Annotated in this window: 9 protein-coding genes and 1 pseudogene; 1 reads left to right on the top strand and 9 read right to left on the bottom strand. The window is 57.9% G+C overall.

What is annotated here, in order from left to right; translation table 11 throughout:
* Window positions 1–104: 104 nt before the first annotated feature.
* From CFBP4996_RS11415 to CFBP4996_RS11400, 4 genes are all read right to left on the bottom strand, one after another.
* Entirely contained in the window at window positions 105–1,298 is a 1,194-nt protein-coding gene (locus CFBP4996_RS11415; protein ID WP_080850788.1) for an MFS transporter, read from the bottom strand.
* A gap of 72 nt (window positions 1,299–1,370) precedes the next feature.
* Window positions 1,371–1,970, bottom strand: coding sequence for an NADPH-dependent F420 reductase (locus CFBP4996_RS11410; RefSeq protein WP_080850789.1), 600 nt, complete (start codon window positions 1,968–1,970; stop codon window positions 1,371–1,373).
* 60 nt (window positions 1,971–2,030) lie between these two features.
* Window positions 2,031–2,780: a 3-oxoacyl-ACP reductase family protein gene (locus tag CFBP4996_RS11405; RefSeq protein WP_080850790.1), complete on the bottom strand. Its 750-nt coding sequence runs from the start codon at window positions 2,778–2,780 to the stop codon at window positions 2,031–2,033.
* A gap of 69 nt (window positions 2,781–2,849) precedes the next feature.
* A complete protein-coding gene (locus tag CFBP4996_RS11400) occupies window positions 2,850–3,380 on the bottom strand; it encodes an ester cyclase (protein ID WP_205529273.1) in 531 nt (176 codons plus the stop codon).
* Between the two features lie 108 nt (window positions 3,381–3,488).
* Here CFBP4996_RS11400 and CFBP4996_RS11395 point away from each other — a divergent pair, with 108 nt between their 5' ends.
* The gene (locus tag CFBP4996_RS11395) at window positions 3,489–4,418 is read left to right on the top strand and encodes a LysR family transcriptional regulator (RefSeq protein ID WP_080850791.1); all 930 of its coding nucleotides are present in this window, start codon (window positions 3,489–3,491) and stop codon (window positions 4,416–4,418) included.
* An 86-nt stretch (window positions 4,419–4,504) separates the two neighbouring features.
* On the opposite strand, the pseudogene CFBP4996_RS11390 reads toward CFBP4996_RS11395, so the two are convergent.
* The 5 genes and pseudogenes from CFBP4996_RS11390 to CFBP4996_RS11370 form a co-directional block, all read right to left on the bottom strand.
* Window positions 4,505–5,107, bottom strand: a pseudogene (locus tag CFBP4996_RS11390) (IS6 family transposase); the annotation flags it as partial.
* Window positions 5,108–5,264: 157 nt separating this feature from the next.
* The gene (locus tag CFBP4996_RS11385) at window positions 5,265–6,581 is read right to left on the bottom strand and encodes an HlyD family type I secretion periplasmic adaptor subunit (RefSeq protein ID WP_080850792.1); all 1,317 of its coding nucleotides are present in this window, start codon (window positions 6,579–6,581) and stop codon (window positions 5,265–5,267) included.
* A 41-nt stretch (window positions 6,582–6,622) separates the two neighbouring features.
* A complete protein-coding gene (locus CFBP4996_RS11380) occupies window positions 6,623–8,974 on the bottom strand; it encodes a calcium-binding protein (protein WP_162935805.1) in 2,352 nt (783 codons plus the stop codon).
* 46 nt (window positions 8,975–9,020) lie between these two features.
* Window positions 9,021–10,760, bottom strand: coding sequence for a type I secretion system permease/ATPase (locus CFBP4996_RS11375; protein ID WP_080850793.1), 1,740 nt, complete (start codon window positions 10,758–10,760; stop codon window positions 9,021–9,023).
* 174 nt (window positions 10,761–10,934) lie between these two features.
* Window positions 10,935–19,412: a peroxidase family protein gene (locus CFBP4996_RS11370; RefSeq protein WP_080850794.1), complete on the bottom strand. Its 8,478-nt coding sequence runs from the start codon at window positions 19,410–19,412 to the stop codon at window positions 10,935–10,937.
* Window positions 19,413–19,619: the final 207 nt, after the last annotated feature.

Raw genomic sequence — 19,619 nt, 5'->3', positions numbered from 1 at the left:
CTTTCATCAATCAGGTCCGCAATATTTTGATGGCTTCCCGGTTGCAGCTCAAGGCGTGTAGAGCGGTGGTGAAGCCTGCAACGGCATCGCCGCAGGCCCACGCTTCAACGAATTTTGCTGGTTGATGCGATGAGGCCTGCAGTCAGCAACGCACTCGCAGCACCGAGCCAGAGAGCACTCGGCACGCCGAAATTGTCGACCGCGAGGCCGCCTACCAGTGCGCCAAGCCCGATCGCCAGTTGCGCGATTGACACGAAGAGCGCGGCGATGCTTTCCAGCCGGTCGGGCGCGGAGGTGAACAGGAAGGTTTGCATGGCGATCGGCAGCATGCCGAAACCGAAACCCCAGGTGACAACCCAAGCGACTGCGGCAAGCGTGTTGCTGCCGGCCAGCAACAATCCCGCAACAGACAAGGCGATCAGAAAAGCTGTGCCGGCAAGGGCAAAAACGAAGTTCCGGCCAGCAGCCCAGCCCCCGAACAGGTTTCCGGCGAACCCCGCCGCGCCATAACCGAGCAGCACCATGCTGAGTGTGCCCGTATCAATCCCGGTTGCACCGATGAGGAAGGGAGTAATGTAGGTATAGGCCGCAAACTGCCCGACGAAGATGAGCACGGCTGCCGTCAGACCAATCTGGACTCGTTGCAATCGCAACACGTCTGGAACCTGTTTCAATCCCGACCCCTTCTGCGCCCGGATGGATGGCAGCAGAAACTGGAGCGCCGCCACGACAAGCAGTGCGACGCCCGACACAAGCAGAAAGGCGGTGCGCCAGCCGAACAGGTCACCGATCAGGGCGCCTGCGGGAACCCCCGCGACAGTACCCAGCGAAACACCGGAGAAGATCAAAGCCGTTGCACGCGGTCCTTCCGCGCCGGGGCGCAGACGCGGTCCGAGCGAGCCGCCGATCGTCCAGAAGCCGCCGACAGCGATACCGAGCAGCACCCGGCCGAACATCAACGCCGCAAAGCCGTGAGCGGTTGCCACGATGGCGTTGGAGACGACGAGCAGCATCAGCAGCGCGACGAGCACGCGCTTGCGATCGAAACGTGCGGCAAATCCGAGGGTCATCGGCGCGGCAAGCGCTGCGAGAAAGCCGGGTACGGTTACCATCAGTCCAGCCGTTCCCTCGCTGATGCCAAGGTCAGCCGCGATCAGCGGCAGAAGCCCGACGGGCAGGAATTCGGTGGTAACAAGAGCAAAAGCGCCGATGCCGATGCTGGCGACTGCGGCCCACGAGGCGAGCGGTTTGCTGTCCGCGTGGCCTGCTGAAATACTGCGGGAGACTGGCATGTCCATAGGAGGTTTCCTTTGGTGGAAAGCAGGGCGAACCGGCAAGGGGGATATCTTCCCCGGCTCGCCTGCGATGTTTCAACCGAACTTGACGAGGTTGAGGGCTGGTAGTGGGCCACCGGGGAACTGCACCAGTTTGCCGCCAACCGAGACCGGGCCGAGATCGATGCCGGTGAAGCCGAGTCTGGAGATCAGCGCCCCGACTTCCGCCTTCGCCCGTGCGTCGTCACCGGAATAGAACAGCACGCGTGATCCACCCTCGGCTTTGGGATCGCCGGATATCAGATGCGGTTGCAGATGGTTGAATGCCTTGACGACACGGGCGCCGGGAACGAGATCGGCGAAGATCTCGGTGGAAAGACGGCCGTTTAGTTCGGCCGGTTTGAACAGCGGCGCTTCGATAGGATTGTTGGCGTCGATGACGATGCGGCCGCCGAAGTCCGGCAGACTGGCGAGCGCCTTCGGCAGCTTCGACCAGTTGACGGCGACCAGCACGATGTCGGCGCTGGCCGCTTCTTCAAGTGTGCCCGCCTTGATGAAAGGCTTCAGTTCCGTTTCGAGGGCGGCAAGCGAGGCCGGGCCGCGGCTGTTGGCGATGGTAGCGGACATGCTGTTGCGAGCAAGGGCGCGGGCGAAGGCCGATCCGATATTGCCGGCACCGATGATACCGATAGACATGCTGGTTCTCCTTTGAAGTAGGGGGAAGTGGCGCTCCGACATCGGAGCGCCGGAGGCAGATCAGGCGGTGAAGCCACCGTCGGCGAGGATGTCAGCGCCGGTCACGAAGGCCGCTTCCGGGCTGGCGAGATAGGCGACGACGCTGGCGATCTCGTAGTCCTTGCCGTAGCGGCCGATCGCCATGCCGGGGCCGACGATCTTCGAAACAGGGCCACCATCGGGGTTCATGTCGGTGTCAGTCGGGCCGGGATGGACGGTGTTGACGGTGATGCCCTTCGGCCCGAGGTCACGCACCAAGCTGCGGTTGAAGCCGGCAACAGCGCCCTTGGTCAGCGTATAGAGCGAGGCTGTCGGGAAGGCGGCATAGCGGGTCATGGACGAGCCGATGTGGACGATGCGCCCACCCGGCTTCATGCGACGTGCTGCTTCCTGCGTGGCAACGAAGACGCCGGTGACGTTGACGGCGATCATCCGCTCGTAGTCCTCGAACTTGATCTCGTCGATCGGCCCGCCAAGCGCGATGCCAGCATTGTTGACGAGGATGTCAATCGAGCCGAAGGTTTCTTCGGTTTTTGCGACGGCGGCGCGGACGGCGGCCGGATCGCCGGCATCGGCCTGGATGGCGATTGCGCGGCCACCGGCTGCTTCGATTTCGGCGACCACAGCGGCCGCCTTGTCCGGCGAGGCGCTATAGGTGATGGCGACAGCCGCGCCATCGGCGGCCAGACGCTTTGCAATTGCCGCGCCGATCGAGCGCGACCCGCCGGTTACGAGGGCAGTCTTGCCGGTCAGGGAGAGAGTGTTTGACATGGGATGTTCCTTTCAAGTGTTGCAGGGGTTGGAGAGCCACCGGATGTCCGTGTGGCCCATTTGGAAAGTTCAGTTCTGTTGTTTGATTTGAGCCATCAGCCCTGCGCCATCGGCGACGGTCCAGTGGTCGGTGATCTGGCCATTTCGGACCCGCATCACGTCCATGACGTTGAAGCGGGTGGCGCCTCCGGTCGCGGCGATCCCCATGAAGGGACCCAGATGCGTGCCGTGATAGGTCTTGTAGGTGCTGACGAGGTCGTCTTCGGCGATCTGGAAATGCACCTCGGCATTCCAGTCCGGAAAAGCGGCGCGGAACGTCCGGTAGATTTGGCGGGTGCCATTGCGGTCCGGCGGAAAGCCACCGAAGGGCGTGTGATCCACATAGTTTTGTGCGAACAGCCGTTCGAGCAGATCGAAGTCGCCATCGCGCTGCACGCCTTCGAGTAACTGACGGATGACGGCCTTGTTGGCGCCAGGATCGTCCTGCACTGCAGCCAATGCGGGAACGGGAAGTGCTGTAGCGATCAGGCCGGCGATCAGGGTGCGGCGGCCGATATCCATATTGTCGATGGCTTGTGCTTTGTTAGTCGAGAGCGTCATGGCCGTTCACTCCAGTTCGGTTTTGATGGAGCGAATATCGCTTGCAATTTCCCTTTCGATTAGTGGTAATCTTCTGTCATTGGTTTCAATGAATGCTTGAAGGTTGATATGGAAACACTGGCCAACCTGGAATCTTTCGTTCGCAGCGCCGAGCTTGGCGGTTTTTCCGCGGCGGCACGGCGGCTCGGACTGACGCCTGCAGCGGTCAGCCGCAACGTTGCGGCGCTGGAAGGAAATCTCGGCGTTCGCCTGTTTCAGCGCTCGACGCGCAGTCTCACGCTCACCGAACCCGGCGAGCGGTTCCTGATGTCGATCCGCGACAGCCTGGAAAACCTGCAAGGCGCGATTGCCGAAGCTTCGGCCGATCAGGAGGAACCGGCAGGCACGCTGAAGGTTAGCATGAGCCCAACCTTCGGCATCGGTTACATTTTACCGCTCCTGCCCGAATTCTCGCGACGCTTTCCCAAGGTGCGTCCCGAATGGATGTTCGAGAATCGGCAGATCGACCTGATCGCCGAGGGCTATGACGCTGCAATCGGAGGCGGTTTCGAACTGACGGCGGGCGTGATCTCACGTACACTTGCGCCCGCGCACATCATTGCGGTCGCCGCGCCTTCCTACATGACGGGCAAAGTGCCGCCGCACGATCCTTCGGCGCTGCTGGAGCTTGACGGCATTGTTATGCGCTCGTTGCGCACGGGCCGCATCCGCCAATGGCAGATGCGCGATGCAGCAGGGAGGGAAGAACCTGCGCGGCTGCGCGAAACGGTGGTGGTCAATGATCCTGCCGCCATGCGCATGGCGGCGCTGATCGGCATGGGGGTGACGATGATCGCCAAGCCGGACGCGCTGCCCTATCTTGAAAGCGGGGACCTGATCCGGGTTCTGCCCCACTGGTATGCCGATGCCGGGCCGATCTCGATCTACTACGCCAACCGGACGCTTCTGCCGCTCAAGACCCGTGTGTTCGTCGATTTCGTCGTGGAAGCCTTCCAGCGGGAAAAATGGCCGGAACGTTTTGCTGGAAGCCTTGGATAGCCAAGGGAAGTTTGGGCTTTAGAAGAAGCCTGGGCTTGTCGCAAACTATCAAGTAGGCTGAGGTGATCCCGTGAGCCGTTGCATCTTCATGCTTCGTTAACCCTTTGCAGGCCGAAGAGACGCGCGAGCAGATCGTTCTGATCGTTGATGGTCCAATCGCCGATAAAGCCGAAGCCTTTCCTGAGCCAGAGCATCACTTCGAATCCGGCAATGGTTCGACGTGCCGTGTTGAAGGATTGGAAGCCGCCGATCTTGGGCATGTTTTTCTTCACCCGAAAATGGTCGCTCTCAATGCCTTGCTACAAATGCTTGGTGACATAATGGACCGGGTTGGGATGCAAAAGCCCATCATCGACGACAGTCTTGATCGTTGACGGAAACGTGTTTGCGCCATCGGTACCGATCTTTCCTGGCGATAGCAGCGGCTCGTCCCCGAGCATCTTTCGAAAGAACCGCTTCGCGGCATCAAGATCGCGCTTTGCGGTGAGCAGGAAGTCGATCGGGTTTCCATGCTTGTCGATGGCGCGGTACAGGTAACGCCAATTGCCCCTAATCTTGACGTAAGTCTCGTCAACTCGAATTGAACCACAACGCCGTTTGCGGAACCGGCGCAGCCGCTTCTCGATGACAGGTGCATAGGCGAGGACCCAGCGATTGATAGTGCTGTGGTCGACCTCGAAGCCGCGCTCGCGAACATTTCTTCCAGATGGCTACGCTCCGCTACACGGGGAGCGAAATTTCTCCAGGGTTGGTCAACATGCGGTTAACTACAAAAATTTGCGACAGGCCCCTCATGGGTCTACCATCTGGTTCTCTTTCACCTTCGCGTGAAGTTACATCGGTCCATCATTCCTCACGAAATGCTTTCATTACCTGATCTGTAAATGGCTTCGTTAGGTAAGACCACGCTGAGCGCTCAGCCGTGTGGACGAAAACCTCAATTGGCATGCCCGGCATAAGCTTGAGATCTCTAATGACTTCCTGTTGGTCAATCATATCAACTGTCGCCAAATAATAGGGTTGACCGTTCGTCTTATCTATCACGGTTGCTGCTGCGACGAATTCGACAATTCCGAAAACCTCTGGAGTCGTTGCGCTGTTAAATGCAGTCAGTCTCATTCTGGCGGCCTGTCCTGGTGCTACTCGATCGATATCTGCCGGCGCGATCCGGAATTCGACCTTCATGTCATCAGTTTTGGGAACGACCGACATTATAGTTGCGCCTGCGCCTATAACGCCGTTGATCGTATGTATCTGCAGATCATAGACAAACCCATCGACGGGCGCACGAATTTCCATGCGTGAAAGGCGGTCATATGCGGCGATTTCGCGCTCCCCCAGTTCGGCGAGCTTGGATTCTATTGAGACAATCTCTTTTTGACTTTCGGATCGTGTCGTCTGGTCAATGGAGAGAAGCTTGATGCGCAACTCGCTAATCTCTCCTTCAGCCTCGGCCACACGGGCTGCCACTTCGCCGCTGGTCCCATCGATGCGGGCTACCTGCTTCTGCAGGTCGCGAAATTCCGATAACTTGATTAATCCGCCTTTGGCGAGCCTCTCACTGACGCCGATCTCTTCGGTAATTATCTTCTTTTCAACGTCGTTTGCTTTCCGTTGCGAAATCAGTCCGTCAATCTGGTCTTCGAGTTGGGATATTTGCATTTCCAGCTGCTGTTTCTGGTTCAGGATCATACGGCGGTTTTCTTGAAACAGCTTCGTTTCGTTACGCGCAAGTTCGTGGACGATAGAGCCGTCGGAAAATGAAATGGTGTCCTTACCGTCACGTTCCGCCTCAAGCCGGATTTTCATCGCTCGCAACTGCGATAGCTGGCTTCGGATGATGGTCAACTCTACTCGAGTCTGAGTTTCATCAAAGCGCAGAAGCACATCACCAGCCTTCACAGCGTCTCCATTGGCCACGGGAATGTCAGCGACAATCCCGCCGTCACGGTGCTGGATGGTTTTGACCTGATCTGGCACGACAAGCTGGCCCTGCGCGACAACCGCACCGGCAAGTTTGGCCTGAACCGCCCATCCGCCGACTCCGAACACGAGGAGAGCCGCCAGAACGCCTGACACGACGATGCGTGGCGCGATGCCGAAGGATTCTACTTCTGGCGTGAATTGTTTGCTTGTATTTTTATTTTTTTGTTCGCGCGTCATGTCCCTAAGCTCCCCTTATGTGGGTTTTCGCCTTATTCCAGTTACGCCCTTGCCAGGCCTGCGTAGTCATCACGAGCCGAAAGAATGAAATCATCTTCAGTCAACGCCTGATGGCTGTAGATCAGTAACTCGAGATCGCCCTGCTCTCCCGCAAGATCGATGACGGCGCGAACGACGGCGGTCTCGCCGTCCGCAAACTCGCTGTAGAGTCGGATGCGCCGGACACCCTGCTGGTCATCGATCTCACCCATGATCCGGTCGAACATCAGCCCGCCGATTTCATCTGCGAGATCAGACAAATCAATCCGGTCGCCGATCTGGAAGTCGAGAATTTTGTCCCTTCCCTGGCCATCGTTGAAGACGGCCTCCACCGAGCGGAAAATGAAGACGTCGTTGCCTGCGCCGCCGGTCAGGAAATTAATGTCCGAATTGGCTACCAGCACGTCGTCGCCGAGCCCTGCGATGGCGACTTCGAAGCCCTCCAGTTGATCAGTCCCGATTTCAACGCCTGTCGCCGTACCCCCTTCGAGATCGATTATAACTGCTGTGATCGTCGCTGAGGCGTCGTAGGTATCAACGCCTTCGCCACCTGAATATTGATCGTCGCCATCGTTCGACCCGTTGGTTGTGAAGAGAACGACGATGGTGTCATCGCCAGCGCCACCACTGACTGTATCGTCGCCGTTGCCAGCGATAAGGCGATCGTCCCCATCTCTTCCAATCAGGAGATTAGACCCGTCATCGCCGGTCAATGTGTCGTTTCCACTGCCGCCAATAGCTGCTTCAAATCCGTCGAGGTGGTCTGTTCCAATCTGCGAACCCGATGCAATTCCGGCTGCGAGGTCAATTTCAACAGCGTCTGAAGCAGAGCACGCGTCATATGTGTCGAAACCGTCACCGCCTAAATATGTGTCGTTCCCGTCGTTGACGCCGAGAAGCTGTACCGATGCTCGCGCCTCCTCGGTTCCAGAACCTATGACGACGGTGTCGTTGCCCGCGCCTGCGATTACCGCATCGTGACCGAGGCCGCCCGCAAACACGTCGTTGCCGTCTCCTCCATCGAGCAGGTCATCGCCGGCATCGCCGGAAAGACGATCGTCGCCGGCCTCTCCATACAAACGATCATTTCCCGCTCCACCGCTGGCAATGTCATCACCGTCACCGCCGGCCACAACGTCGTCACCTTCCTCGCCATAAATCTTGTCGTTGCCTGCGCCACCAAAAATGACGTCGTTGCCGTCGCCACCGAAAATCCGGTCGTGGCCGCCCTCGCCATAGATCGTGTCGTTTCCACTTCCCCCCATCAGGGTGTCGTCGCCGTCGCCACCGTAAATAACGTCGTTGCTCTCGCGACCGTAGACGACGTCATTTCCGTCAAGTGCCGCTATCACGTCGTCCCCGGGCGTACCCAACAAGATGTCATCGTTATCGGTTCCTTCGACTGGATGCGGCGCTGCTTTAACGAGGTCCAGCATTGCCGTCGCCGGCACGGAACCGATTCCGTCGCTGACGCCATAGGTGAAGGTGACTTCGCCGATGTACCCACGGTCGGGCGTGTAAAGCCAGATACCCTCGCCATAGGTCTGTATGACGCCGGAAGAAACCTGAAGAGTTCGAATTGACAAAGTATCGCCGTCTGCGTCGGTTGCGGCCGAAGCCAGGTTGTCGAGAAGGATGAGTGCTGAAAGGTTCATCAGCCCGCTTCCAAGAAACACCCGTCCAGCCACAACCGGCAATCGATTTGGACGTACGTTGCCTGCCGGAGGAGTGCTTTCCGCGGCGGGCGGCCCGTCATGGTTTCTCGGATTTTCATCTGGATCTGCACGAGGCGCTTCAGGCTCATTGGCGTTTTCGCTCCGCTGATCTTTCTCGTGCCAGATGATCGGAGTCTCGTTGCCAAGCGCGCCGAGTGGTGTCAGGGGTGCGAAATATCCGTTGATCCGATGGTTGTCGTTTGCGGACAGGGACTGCAGGAGCGACCGAAAGGAGTGATTATCAAGGTTCAGGTCGACCCTCGCACGGAAGGAGGAGGGAAACGTAGTGGTTTCAGCCAAAAACCTTACCTTGCGTTCGGCATTGCCGGCTTCCTCGGCGACCTGGCGGAGATACGCGGCGACCTCTTCAATAATGTCGATGTTCGTAGAAGCGTCGTTCGAACGCGTTTCCGTTTCGGCCAGTGGACCTTGAACGAAGGGGGCATGCGGGGCATTTGGTCCGTCTACTTGCGTTTCGGAACGGAGCTTTCCCAAAAAAGCGCCGATCGCGGCAATAGCGACGGCCGGGTTCACTATGCTCCAGTAGCGCGGGGCCGGTTTGTCGTGAAGTTCAAAGCGGTTTTTGGGCGCTATGGAGGCTGCCACGTCAGGCAATCCCAGAACAAGTTTATCTTCCATTGTCTGCTCTCCTCCTGTTGCTTCTGAGCGTTGCAAAGGAACACGTCTATTCTGCTGCCAGAGTATTGCCGGACGATGCCTGTATGCGTGTGTGTTCCGAACGAAGCAGTTGCGGTTGGGGCCCTTTCACAATTTCGTCCTTCGGACCGAACGCCACGAGTTTTCCGCTCTGGACAACGCCGACCATGTCAACGGATTGCAGGGCGCTTGGGCGGTGGGCGACAACCACCACGATCCCGCCGCGACAGCGAACTGCGGCAATCGCTTTCATCAGTGCCTCTTCACCTTCGGCGTCGAGGTTGGAGTTGGGCTCGTCCAGTACCACCAGGAACGGGCTGCCATACAATGCCCGCGCAAGGCCAATGCGCTGGCGCTGACCAGCCGAAAGCGACATGCCATTTGGTCCCAGGTCTGTTTGGTAGCCGTTCGGCAGACGAACGATCATATCGTGGATGCCTGCCGCCCTTGCAGCCTGCAAAATCGTATGTGCCTCCGGTGTTTCGGCAAAACGGGAAATATTCTCGGCGATTGTTCCGTCCATCAAGCAGACATCCTGCGGCAGGTAGCCGACATGTTCGCAGAAGAAGCTTGAAGGCCATTGCTTGAGATCCGCGCCGTCGATACGCACTGAACCGCGTAGTGTCGGCCAGATGCCGAGAATGGATCGGGCAAGGGTCGTCTTCCCGCCGCCGCTCGGACCGATCAGGGCAAGTGCCTGGCCAGCCTTCAGCTCGAAGCTTACGTCACTCAACAGGACTGCGCCGCTGTGTGGCGCGACCGTCGTAATACCTTCAACCGTGAGAGTTTCCTTCGGCGCAGGAAGATTCAAAAGTCCGGTCTTGTCGTCCAGAACGGCCAGCGTTTCCTTAAGACGAGCATGACTGCGCCGGGCCGAAACCATTCCCTTCCATTGCGCGATCGCTTGATCCACCGGTGCGAGGGCGCGTGCGGTCACGATTGAAGAGGCAATAATGGAGCCGGCCGACAATTCCCCCTTGATTGTAAGGTAGGCGCCAAGACCAAGAATCGCTGACTGCAACATCATCCGCAGAACCTTGGACAGGCCTGAGAACGTTCCGGAGATATCGGAGGTCCTGGTTTGCGTATCCAGGTGACGTCGGTTGGCACGCTCGAAACGGCTCACAGCACGATCGGCAATGCCCATTGAGTGCATGATATCGCTGTTTCGAGCATTGGAATCGATGACTGCATTTCGCAGTACAGTTGATTTCAGCATTTCTTTGGCGTGACGCCGTGTCAGAAGTTCCGTGCAGAGCGTCAAAAGGCCAAGCACAACGGCCCCGCCAACGGTTAACATGCCCAGCATCGGGTGCAAGAGCCAAACGAATACCAGGTAGATTGGCATCCAGGGCAAATCGAAAAGCGCAATCAGGCCGGGACTTGCCAGGAAACCGCGGATCGTATCGACATCGCGGCCGCGCTCCGTCGCTTCAGACGTGGAATAACCATAACGCGGCATATCGATGACGACTTTGTGGGCCAGCGGGGCCAGTTGCGTATCGAGTCTCGCGCCAAGCCGAACCAGGATCTGTGAGCGCAGAATATCGAACAGGCCCTGGAAAAGATAAAGGCCGATTGCCAGGCCTGACAACGCGACAAGCGTCGACACGCTTCCGCTGGTCAGCGCACGATCATAGATCTGGAGCATGTAGAAGGCGCCGGTCAGGGCCAGAATATTGATGATGCCGGACAGACCAAAGACGAACATCATCAAGCCACCCATGCCATTTATCTGGTTTTCTTTTTTGTTGCAGGTGCCACTCATCTGAAAGTCCCCTTGGAAACTTTGCCGAGATTCGGCGTTAAGTCCGCGGCATGTTCTGGAGTGATCGCGTTCACCCAGGACATCCCATTTCACTTGCAACGCCGGTGCCAGTACTCACCGGCGTTGGGAGTTTGAAGCGAACGGGAGGCGCTGCTTCCGTTCGTTCGCGGTTGCTCAGGAAACCCCGGAGAAGTCACTGTTGGTCAGGTGGTGCTTTCCGGAAACGGCCAGTTCGAAGTCAGCATTCCCGTCTGTATCGGTGTGACCACGAATGACCGTGAAGTCCTCTCCGTCACGAACTTCGTGTGTAATCGCAATTCCCCCCGTCGCAGTCAGCGATGCTGGACTGTTGATGGTAAAGGTCTGCTTGCCCGAAGCACCCGTGTTGGCGTCGATTGCCGCGAAGTCGATCTTGTCGCCAGGCTGGAAACCGTAGATGGAGTCGCCATTGGCTGCACTTGTCGTTGTGAACCGGAAGGTGTCGTTGCCAAGACCGCCATCCATCACGTTCGCCGCATTCGAAGCTGTGATCACATCATGGCCGGAGCCGCCCACGAAGTTCTCGAAGCTGTAGAACGTGTCGTTTCCTGTCGTTGCGCTCATGACGGTGCCGTGTCCCATAAGGCCCGTGCCTAGATTTACGGTCAGATTTGACGTGGCAACTGAGTAATCGAGCGTATCCTTGCCGCCATCGCCCCAATACCGGTCGTTGCCGTCGCCGGCTGTTGCAAGAACGATATCATCCCCGTCGCCACCCCAGGCCTGGTCGTCACTCGCACCACCTTCGATGATGTCGTTGCCGGAATCTCCGAAGAGAAGATCCGCCCCGCTATTTCCGAAGAGCACATCGTGGCCGGCGCCGCCATGCAGTTCGTCATCGCCGCTGCCACCGCTCGCAACATCGTTGTCCGCTGCTGCGACGATGACGTCGTCACCGTCTTCGCCCCTCAGGATGTCGGAACCTGCATCCCCGGAAAGGATGTCCGAACCGCCACCCGCGAGGATCGTATCGTCGCCTCCCTGGCCGGCGAGCACTTCACCAGACGCTGTACCGATCAGTGCAACGGCTGCGATCGGGATCGAGACAATCGGTCCGTCGTCATCGTCGTCTTCGTGCGAGCAGGTGTCATCACCGTCCTCCTCGCCGTTGCCATCGTCGTCTTCGTCTTCGTCTTCGTTGCCATCGTCTTCGTCGTCGTCACCGCCGTTGCCGTCGTCATCGTCGTCGTTTTCCTCCTCGTTGTCTTCGACGCGTGGCGAGAAGATATCTTCTTCAAGATTCGTCAGGCCGGTGTTCCGGGCAATGATGTCGGCAAACTCCTCGCCGTCGATGAAGTTTTCATAGAAATCGAAATCGTCGAAACGCTCCGTGTAGTAGAAGCGGTCAGCTTCCTGCAGGCGATCGAACTGCTCCTGCAATACGACCCAGAATGTCTGTCCGACCATGCCGCCATTGATGTGTTTCTCGGCAAGTCCCCCGACCCACAGATCGACACGGTCGATCCCCTTGATCACACCAGTCCCATTGGACTGCATTGCAATCTCGATATCAGGATTGATTTCGCGAAAAGCTGCGATTTCGCCGGCTTCCAGAACGAGGTCCGGATAAGCCTGCCGGAACTGGGCGATCACGGTATCGGAGAGGCCGTTGCGGCTCTGGAAGTCGTCCCAGGAGGTGTAGGCCGTCATTGCTCCTGCATAACCCAGCGCTTCTGCAACATAGGGGTCGGTGGATGCTGCGAGGTCCATGCGAACCTGATTGAGCGTTCCAAGTCCGACGTCCCAGCCTCGGGCAACGTTGAAGGCGAACAGGTCCGCATTGATACGGACGAGGTCGTTTCGCACGGCATCGACAATGTTGAAATCGACTGCTTCAGCGGGTTGTGTCGCGATGCCGCCAAGGATCGCGCTCACACCAAGCTGCTCATAGCCTTCCTGCGGCACGTATCCGAACTGCGCAAGTGTGCTGAGCGGTAGCTTGAAAGCAGATGGGTCGTTGGTCGGGTTCAGGAAGGCATCGAACAATGCTACCTGGGTGGGGCTCCCATCTGCGTCAAGCACCGTCATGGTCTGGCCGATCAGCGAGTGGCCGACCCGGTAGACGGCCGCGGCGAATTCATGACTGATCGCAGCCGTGGCATTCGGATTGTATTCCGAAAAACCATGATCCCCATCTCCCCTGATCCCGCCGATCAGCTTGTCCGCAAACTCGGTGAAGACAACACGCTGATATTCGGCTTCATTGATCATCTTGGCGGCTTGGAACAGTTCCTCGGCTGTTCCATCAAAACCGGCCGCCTCAAGGCCTGCCACATGAAAATTGTGGTTTCGGGCCCAGATGGTGTGCATTGAGGTAAGGGCAAAGTTCTCGTTTGCCCGGCCATCGCCTGCCACGTAGTGATCGAGCAGGCTGATATAGGGGTTGGTGTCGAGAAGCAGTGCGTGCGTGCTGCCCATGAAGTCTGAAGCAAGTCCGGAAACCATGGCTTCGTTGATGACGCCTGCCGTTACGAGACCCGGAAAGTAGGAGCGGAAGCTCACCTGACCGCCTGCGAGAGTGGGCGAGTGGAAAACGGTGTCGTTCTCCCAGTGATGCAGGATGAGATCACGCAGCGTCGGCATCAGCTTGAAGTTGGGGTTGGATGGATCTGCGCCGCCCTGAAGCAGATGCGACCCGAGACCGCCCGATCCATCGCCCTCTCGCAGGAACTGGCCAACCAGATCATTGGAACCGTAAGCCTGGTTCTGGTCGACGAAGGGCGATGTCTTGTTTATGTGTTGTGGAACCCCATCGTTATAATAGGCGACGGTGGCACGCGTGAGGTCGGCCGGATTGCCGGAACCTGGGGCTCCGTTGCCAGGAGCACCGATCTGGATCGTGCCATTTCCACCTTTGCCGAGAAAATCCAGGCCGTGGTCGAAGTACTGCCCGAACGCCATGAAGAAGATATTGGCATCGGCTTTTGGCAGGCTTGCTTCCTGTGCGCCCAGAATATTGCTGATATTGCGAGGATCGAGTCCGGCAAAGATCGGATTGATGGCGGAATTTCCGAAGGCATCCGGTTCCCCATAGTGCGACTGGGTGATGCGGATGAAAGGCGTATCCACCGCACCTGCGTCCGGATCTGCAGCATTGTTGCCATGACCGGAAAGGGTGCGCACTCCTGTTGGAACAGGATCATCGCCATCGTTGGGCGAGAGGCCGTTTACGAGGGCTTTGAGACCAGCCAGGTCACTTGGCGTGTATTCGAAGATGCCGGAAATGTCGTCACCGTCTTCGCTTGGGGTGGCTTCCTGGAATTGGGGTACGACGGTGCCGGTAAAGGTGATCGAATGGGTTCCATTTGAGAAAGATTTCGTACCGTCGCCATTGTCGACAAGGGTGTAGCTGGAAAGCTGTTGTCCCGGCGCCAGTTCGATCACGTCCTGGGGACGCAGGGTCCCCACGATTGTATCGTCACCGCCATTGCTGCGGAAGAGGATACGATGCGCTGACATCAACCCGGCGATATTGACAGTCTCGTCGCCTGCTTCGCCGTTGATGGTGATCGTGTTGAAGCTGAGATTTGTCGGAGAAAAGTCGCCGATTGCCAAGACTGTATCGTTTCCCGCCCCGGTGTTGATGACGATTTCTTCGATGTCGGTCAGTTCTGCAATAATCGAGCCGTTGGTGGTGCCATTGCGCGTAATGACGATTTCCGTTGCCGTGGCGATCCCTGTCATTCCTGCGCTGACTGCCGCCGCACGGGTATAGACACGATAGGTCTCGGCAAGTGCGGAGCCGTTGACAACGAAAGAGTCTCCGTCGGGGCCCTCAGCGCCGCCGTTCACGCTGTCCCGACCATCGGGTAACAGCCCCAGGAGGCTCGCGCTCCAGTTAATAACGTCGTCACCGCCCAAGGCGTTGATCGTGTCGTTCCCACGGTTTCCGGTAATGATATCCGCTCCTGCGGTACCAGTGATGACGGTACCGACGTTGCTGGCGCTAATGACGTCGCCGACCACTTCGGTAGCCGCAGAAACGACTTGCTCAGCAGAGCCGAACCCATCGATGAAGCTGACGACCACCCGCACCTGTTGACCAACCTGCGGCTGCTGGGGAGTAAAGTTTGCCGAGTTAGCCCCAGCATTTGCCCAGGTCGTGCCGTTGGTCGATGTCTGCCACTGGAAACTGAATGTTCCAAGACCGTTTTCATCGGCAATTCCGGAGGTATCCGCAGTCAATGTCTGCGTCTCGGTGGGCGATGTGTCGCTGATAACCGGTGCACCGGTCGCCGCCCTGTTCACAAGGACGACCTCGACGCCGTCGGAAAATCGCGCGGCCTCAATGTTCCGCAGGGTATCGACACCGTCCGATACGAGATTTCGTTCGGTCAACGGATCCACAACGTTGCTGACGGTGTTATGGGTGACCGTGAAACTGCCGTCAGCATTTCTGACAATCGTGTAGTTTGCACGAACATCGTTGAACTCTGCGGTATCAGTACCTGCCAAGGGTGTTGTCGATGAGACAATCTCTCGCACGATATGCAATTGGCTTGGCACGATGGTACGGGAGATCATCAACTCAAAGAGCGACTTTCCAGCCCAGGCTGGATTCTCATCTTCGGTAAAGACATGTTTCAGGCTGTCCACCGTTGCAATCTGATTACCGTCCGAGTTTTCTGCACCGACAGGCGTGATGCGAATACGAACGTTGAGCCATGCATCGCCATCGAGGAAGTCATCTCCACCATTGCCCCGCAGCGAGTCACTTCCTGCTCCACCGAGGAGAATGTTGCCACGGTCGAAGGCAGTGATCGTTTCGGGATCAACATCAGCCGGAGCCGCTGCGATGAGGTTGCCAAGAAGCTCGCGCAGGCCCTCAATGCGATCTACGCCTGCCTGCGTCAAACCATCCTTGAAGAAGATGCCCTCTGTCGTGGCAACCGTATCGCCAGGCGCCAAGTCACCAAAGACCCGGTCGTCGCCAAGCAATGTGTCATTGTAGTTCCAGCCGGAAAGTGCTTCTGTTTTGTCGAACCGGTTGCGAAGGATATCTTCCTGTTCTGTGGTGAAAATCGGGATACGCATATCAGCGTAGGCGTTCATCTCCACGTCCTTGAAGATTGCCCAGTCGAAGCCGAACATGCCCTCATTGCGCATGACGCTTTCGCCCTGGACCATAATGTCGTCGCCGGATTCCGCGTCGAAATCGTGCTCTTCATTCCCGGCAAACATGACATCGTGACCGACGATAGATGAATTGAAGAACAGCTCGGAGTTGTCGCCGGCCGTCGTGTCGAAGCCGCCGCCCGCCTCCATCCAGTCGTCGCCTTCATTGCCCATGAGAAGATCGACGCCGTCACCGCCAAGAATAAAGTCGTCGCCGTCGCCACCGAAAACTTCCGTATCGTCGACACCGACAAAGACGACATCCTTACCGGTTCCGCCCATGACGATATCCATGCCGTTCGAATTGGCGATCACGTCATCGCCTTCATCGCCCTTCATAAAATCGCCGGTATCGCCCGAGTCGGTGATGATGTCGTTGCCTGCACCGCCGTTCACGAGATCGACGCCGGCGCCGCTCTCGATCCGATCGTCGCCCGCATCGCCCCAGATACCATCATCGCCGAAATCGGTAATGATGGTGTCGTTGCCGATAGTGCCGCCGACGACAACATGTTCGCCGCCCGTGAACCGTAGATAGTGTCCTGTGACGCCGCTTTGATCCGTGCTGGTGTCGGCGATGCTTTCGTCGACGTCGGCAGTGGTCATATCATCGCGCTGGACTTTACCGAGACCCAGTGCCGCCATGATCGGATCGTCCCCTACGGGATCGTCCCCGACCTGGTTCGCCCTGTTGATCTCGAGGACGAAATCGTAGTCGGCGAAGACGTCGACGCCGAGGTGACGGGCGATCACGTCGTCCCCGGTGCCTCGAATTCCGTCAGCGCCGGGCTGTGCGATATCGGTGTTCGCCATGATCATCTTGGCGAACGAATTCTGCTCCAGCATATTGAGGAAGTTTTGGCCCTGTGTGCGGGTCAGATAGTAGAACCTGTCACCGTCCTGCAGGTTTTCGAGCTGCATTTCGAAGATGGCATTGAATGTGGAGCCCAGCATGCCGCCGAACGGCATCTTCTTTTCCGCAAGGCCGCCGATCCAGAGATCGACGAGGTTGAGGCCAGTTTCCACGCCTGCCCATGTCCCGGTACCGGTCAGATAGGAAACGCGGTCGAGGGGGGCGCCGTCACCACCCATGACAAGGGCCGTTGCGGCAGCCCGTTTACCGGCCAGCGTGGCTTCGCCGGTGATCGTCCCGTGTGTGCCATAGGCCGCGATGAAGTTGATGACGGACGCCGAGTTTTTCAGATTGGCGGCAAAATCAACCCAGTTGTCATAGGGTTTGAGGAAGGTGGAGCCGCTTGCCGCATAAAGTTGTGCACGGGCGTCGTTGAGTGAAGGCACGCCCGTATCGCGACCGCGAGCGATGTTGATCGCACCGAGATCCAGCGGCAGGCCAAGCAGGTTGTTGCGCAGGGAACTGACGATGAATTCGTCGATTTCATTGCCATGCTCGACGACCATGCCACGTACGATGGCTCCAGCTGCCTGATCGGCGCTGATGGTGCTGTTGAGATCAAATGCCACTGGGTTGAGGAAGGCCTCGATGAGGTTCAGCTCAGGCTCGGTCGCTACCGTTTCCGTACCATCGGCATTCAGGAAAACGCGTGGCATCCCGTCGGTCAGCATGGAGTGCCCGAAGCGATAGACCGTATGGGCAAACTCGGCAAAGATTGACGAATTGACGTCCGTTACCGAATTGAAAACAAAGACGTCGATCGCCGGCTGAATCTTGCGTGCGAACTCTTCGAAGACAAGGTGCTGATACTGCATTTCTGTGGCGAACCGGGCTGCCTGGAACATGCGCTCGCCGTCCCAGTTCAGTCCTTGCGCATAGGCGAGCTGATCAATCACCGAAAGGTTTTCAAAGCCGGCTGGAAGGCCGCTGATATCCGTTGCCAGCCATTCGTTGATGAAGGCGACATCGCCGCTTTGCAGGATCGTCAGTTTCTGGGAATCGACCTGACGATTGTGCTCGGAGTGGAAAATGTGATGAACAGCAGTCAGTCCGATGTTCTCGTTACCGCGTCCATCACCCGTAATGAAATGACGCTCCAGCAACTCGTTGTCATAGACACCGGATGCAAGAGGCCCACTGTTGACAACATCATCTGTGTCCGCAGTTTTCAACGCACCCGTTTGGCTGTTGAAGGGGTTGGCGTTGTGCGCGATGTCGTCCAGGAAGGCATGGCCGGTGCGCAGCGCCAGCGACGCGAATGTGTTGACAGGTGCCGAGGGTGTACCTGAAACGACGGCATCGTCGGCAGTGTTTGGAATACCGTCTGCACCGATACCCGTTACAACCTGCGCATAGCCCGTCAAAGGATGGGGAATGAAATTGCCGTATTGGTCGGTGCGGATCAGAGGCAGGTTGACGACGTCAGCATCACTTAACTGGATGCCGAGGAATTGCAGGGCGTTGGCCTTGATGTCTGCCCATGTTGGAAGGCCACCATGTGTTCCGGCGGGAGAACTGGCTGGGGGCGGGCCATCAAGCAAACGACCTGTCGCGACAGTGATGCCTCCGATTGTTGCGTATTCACGCAGGAAAACCTGATGGGATGGATGTGAGGTGTAGGTCTGGTTTTGGTCCACGAACGGAGTTGTGGTGTTGCGGGCTTCGTGATGTGTGTCATCAGCCGTTCCAAGTACACCGTCTGCACCGGGGCCATCAACAGGGTCTGCTCTGGTGATAACCATGAAGCGCAAGCTTGGGGGCAAGTCGTCGGCTGTTCCAGGAAGCCCGTCAGCGCCGAGCACCAATGGATCGTCGCCCTGTAGCGGGATGAATACCGAGCCGTTGTTGCCCTTGCTGATCAGGTCAAGACCATGGTCGAAGAACTGGCCAAAAAATGTCATCCACGCATTGAACGGGGCCGAGAGGCCTTCGTCAGGTGCAATGTTCGGGATTGAAGCAAGGTCGGCATTGGTGAGGTACACACCGTTAGTGCCAAGAGGTTGTCCGGGTGCCACGGGCACCATGCCGGGGTTGGCCTCTTCCCATGCCGCTACCGCCAGAGGATTGTTGAACCAGGCTGATACAGCAGCCGGGTTGTTGATGCTCATGTCGGAAATCAGGTTCGAGATGATGCGCGGGTCTGCGTCCGCGACGTTGCCTGTATGACCGCCATTTGATGGGGAAGGCGTGCCGACGACGCTGTAATCGGTGTTCGTCACCACGGCGGGGCCTCCAAGCGACATCGTGTCGCCATCGGCATCGTTGCGGAAATTCGGATCAAGCGCACGCGGCATGGCCTGATCGGCGGCCCCCCAGAGTTCGCGGCCTGCCACGATGTTGTTGTAGGTGCCATCAACGGTACGAAGACCGACCGGCACATGCGGGTCGGGAATGGCGCGAGGCGTTGCCGGGTTGCCAAGGTAGAGACCTGTAACTGCATCGTATTGTGACCGGTCGGAAATCACCGTTCCATCAGGGTTGAGGCGGATTTCAGTGAGCGGAACGCCTGAGGCGTGGACTTCCGCGACCTTGATCTGGTGAAGCACAAACGCCAGATCAGCCTGGTTGAGTGTAAAAGCAGCCATTTTCCCCTCCGAAGCGCCTAAGCGCTAAAACGCCGTTACATTGGATGGAGGCTTTGAATGTTTCCGATTGGCCACCAGGCACAATCACAATCTCCTCCATTCGCTCGGAGGGAGATTCCCCTAGCCTTCATGATCTCAGGTTGCATGAAACGCTTGCGTAAGAACACTTCACATGGTCCAGTTCTTTCAGGCCCATTGGTCCCAACA

The sequence above is a fragment of the Agrobacterium leguminum genome, from assembly GCF_005144435.2.
Lineage (GTDB): Bacteria > Pseudomonadota > Alphaproteobacteria > Rhizobiales > Rhizobiaceae > Agrobacterium > Agrobacterium leguminum.
This window is presented reverse-complemented; position numbering and strand designations above follow the sequence as displayed.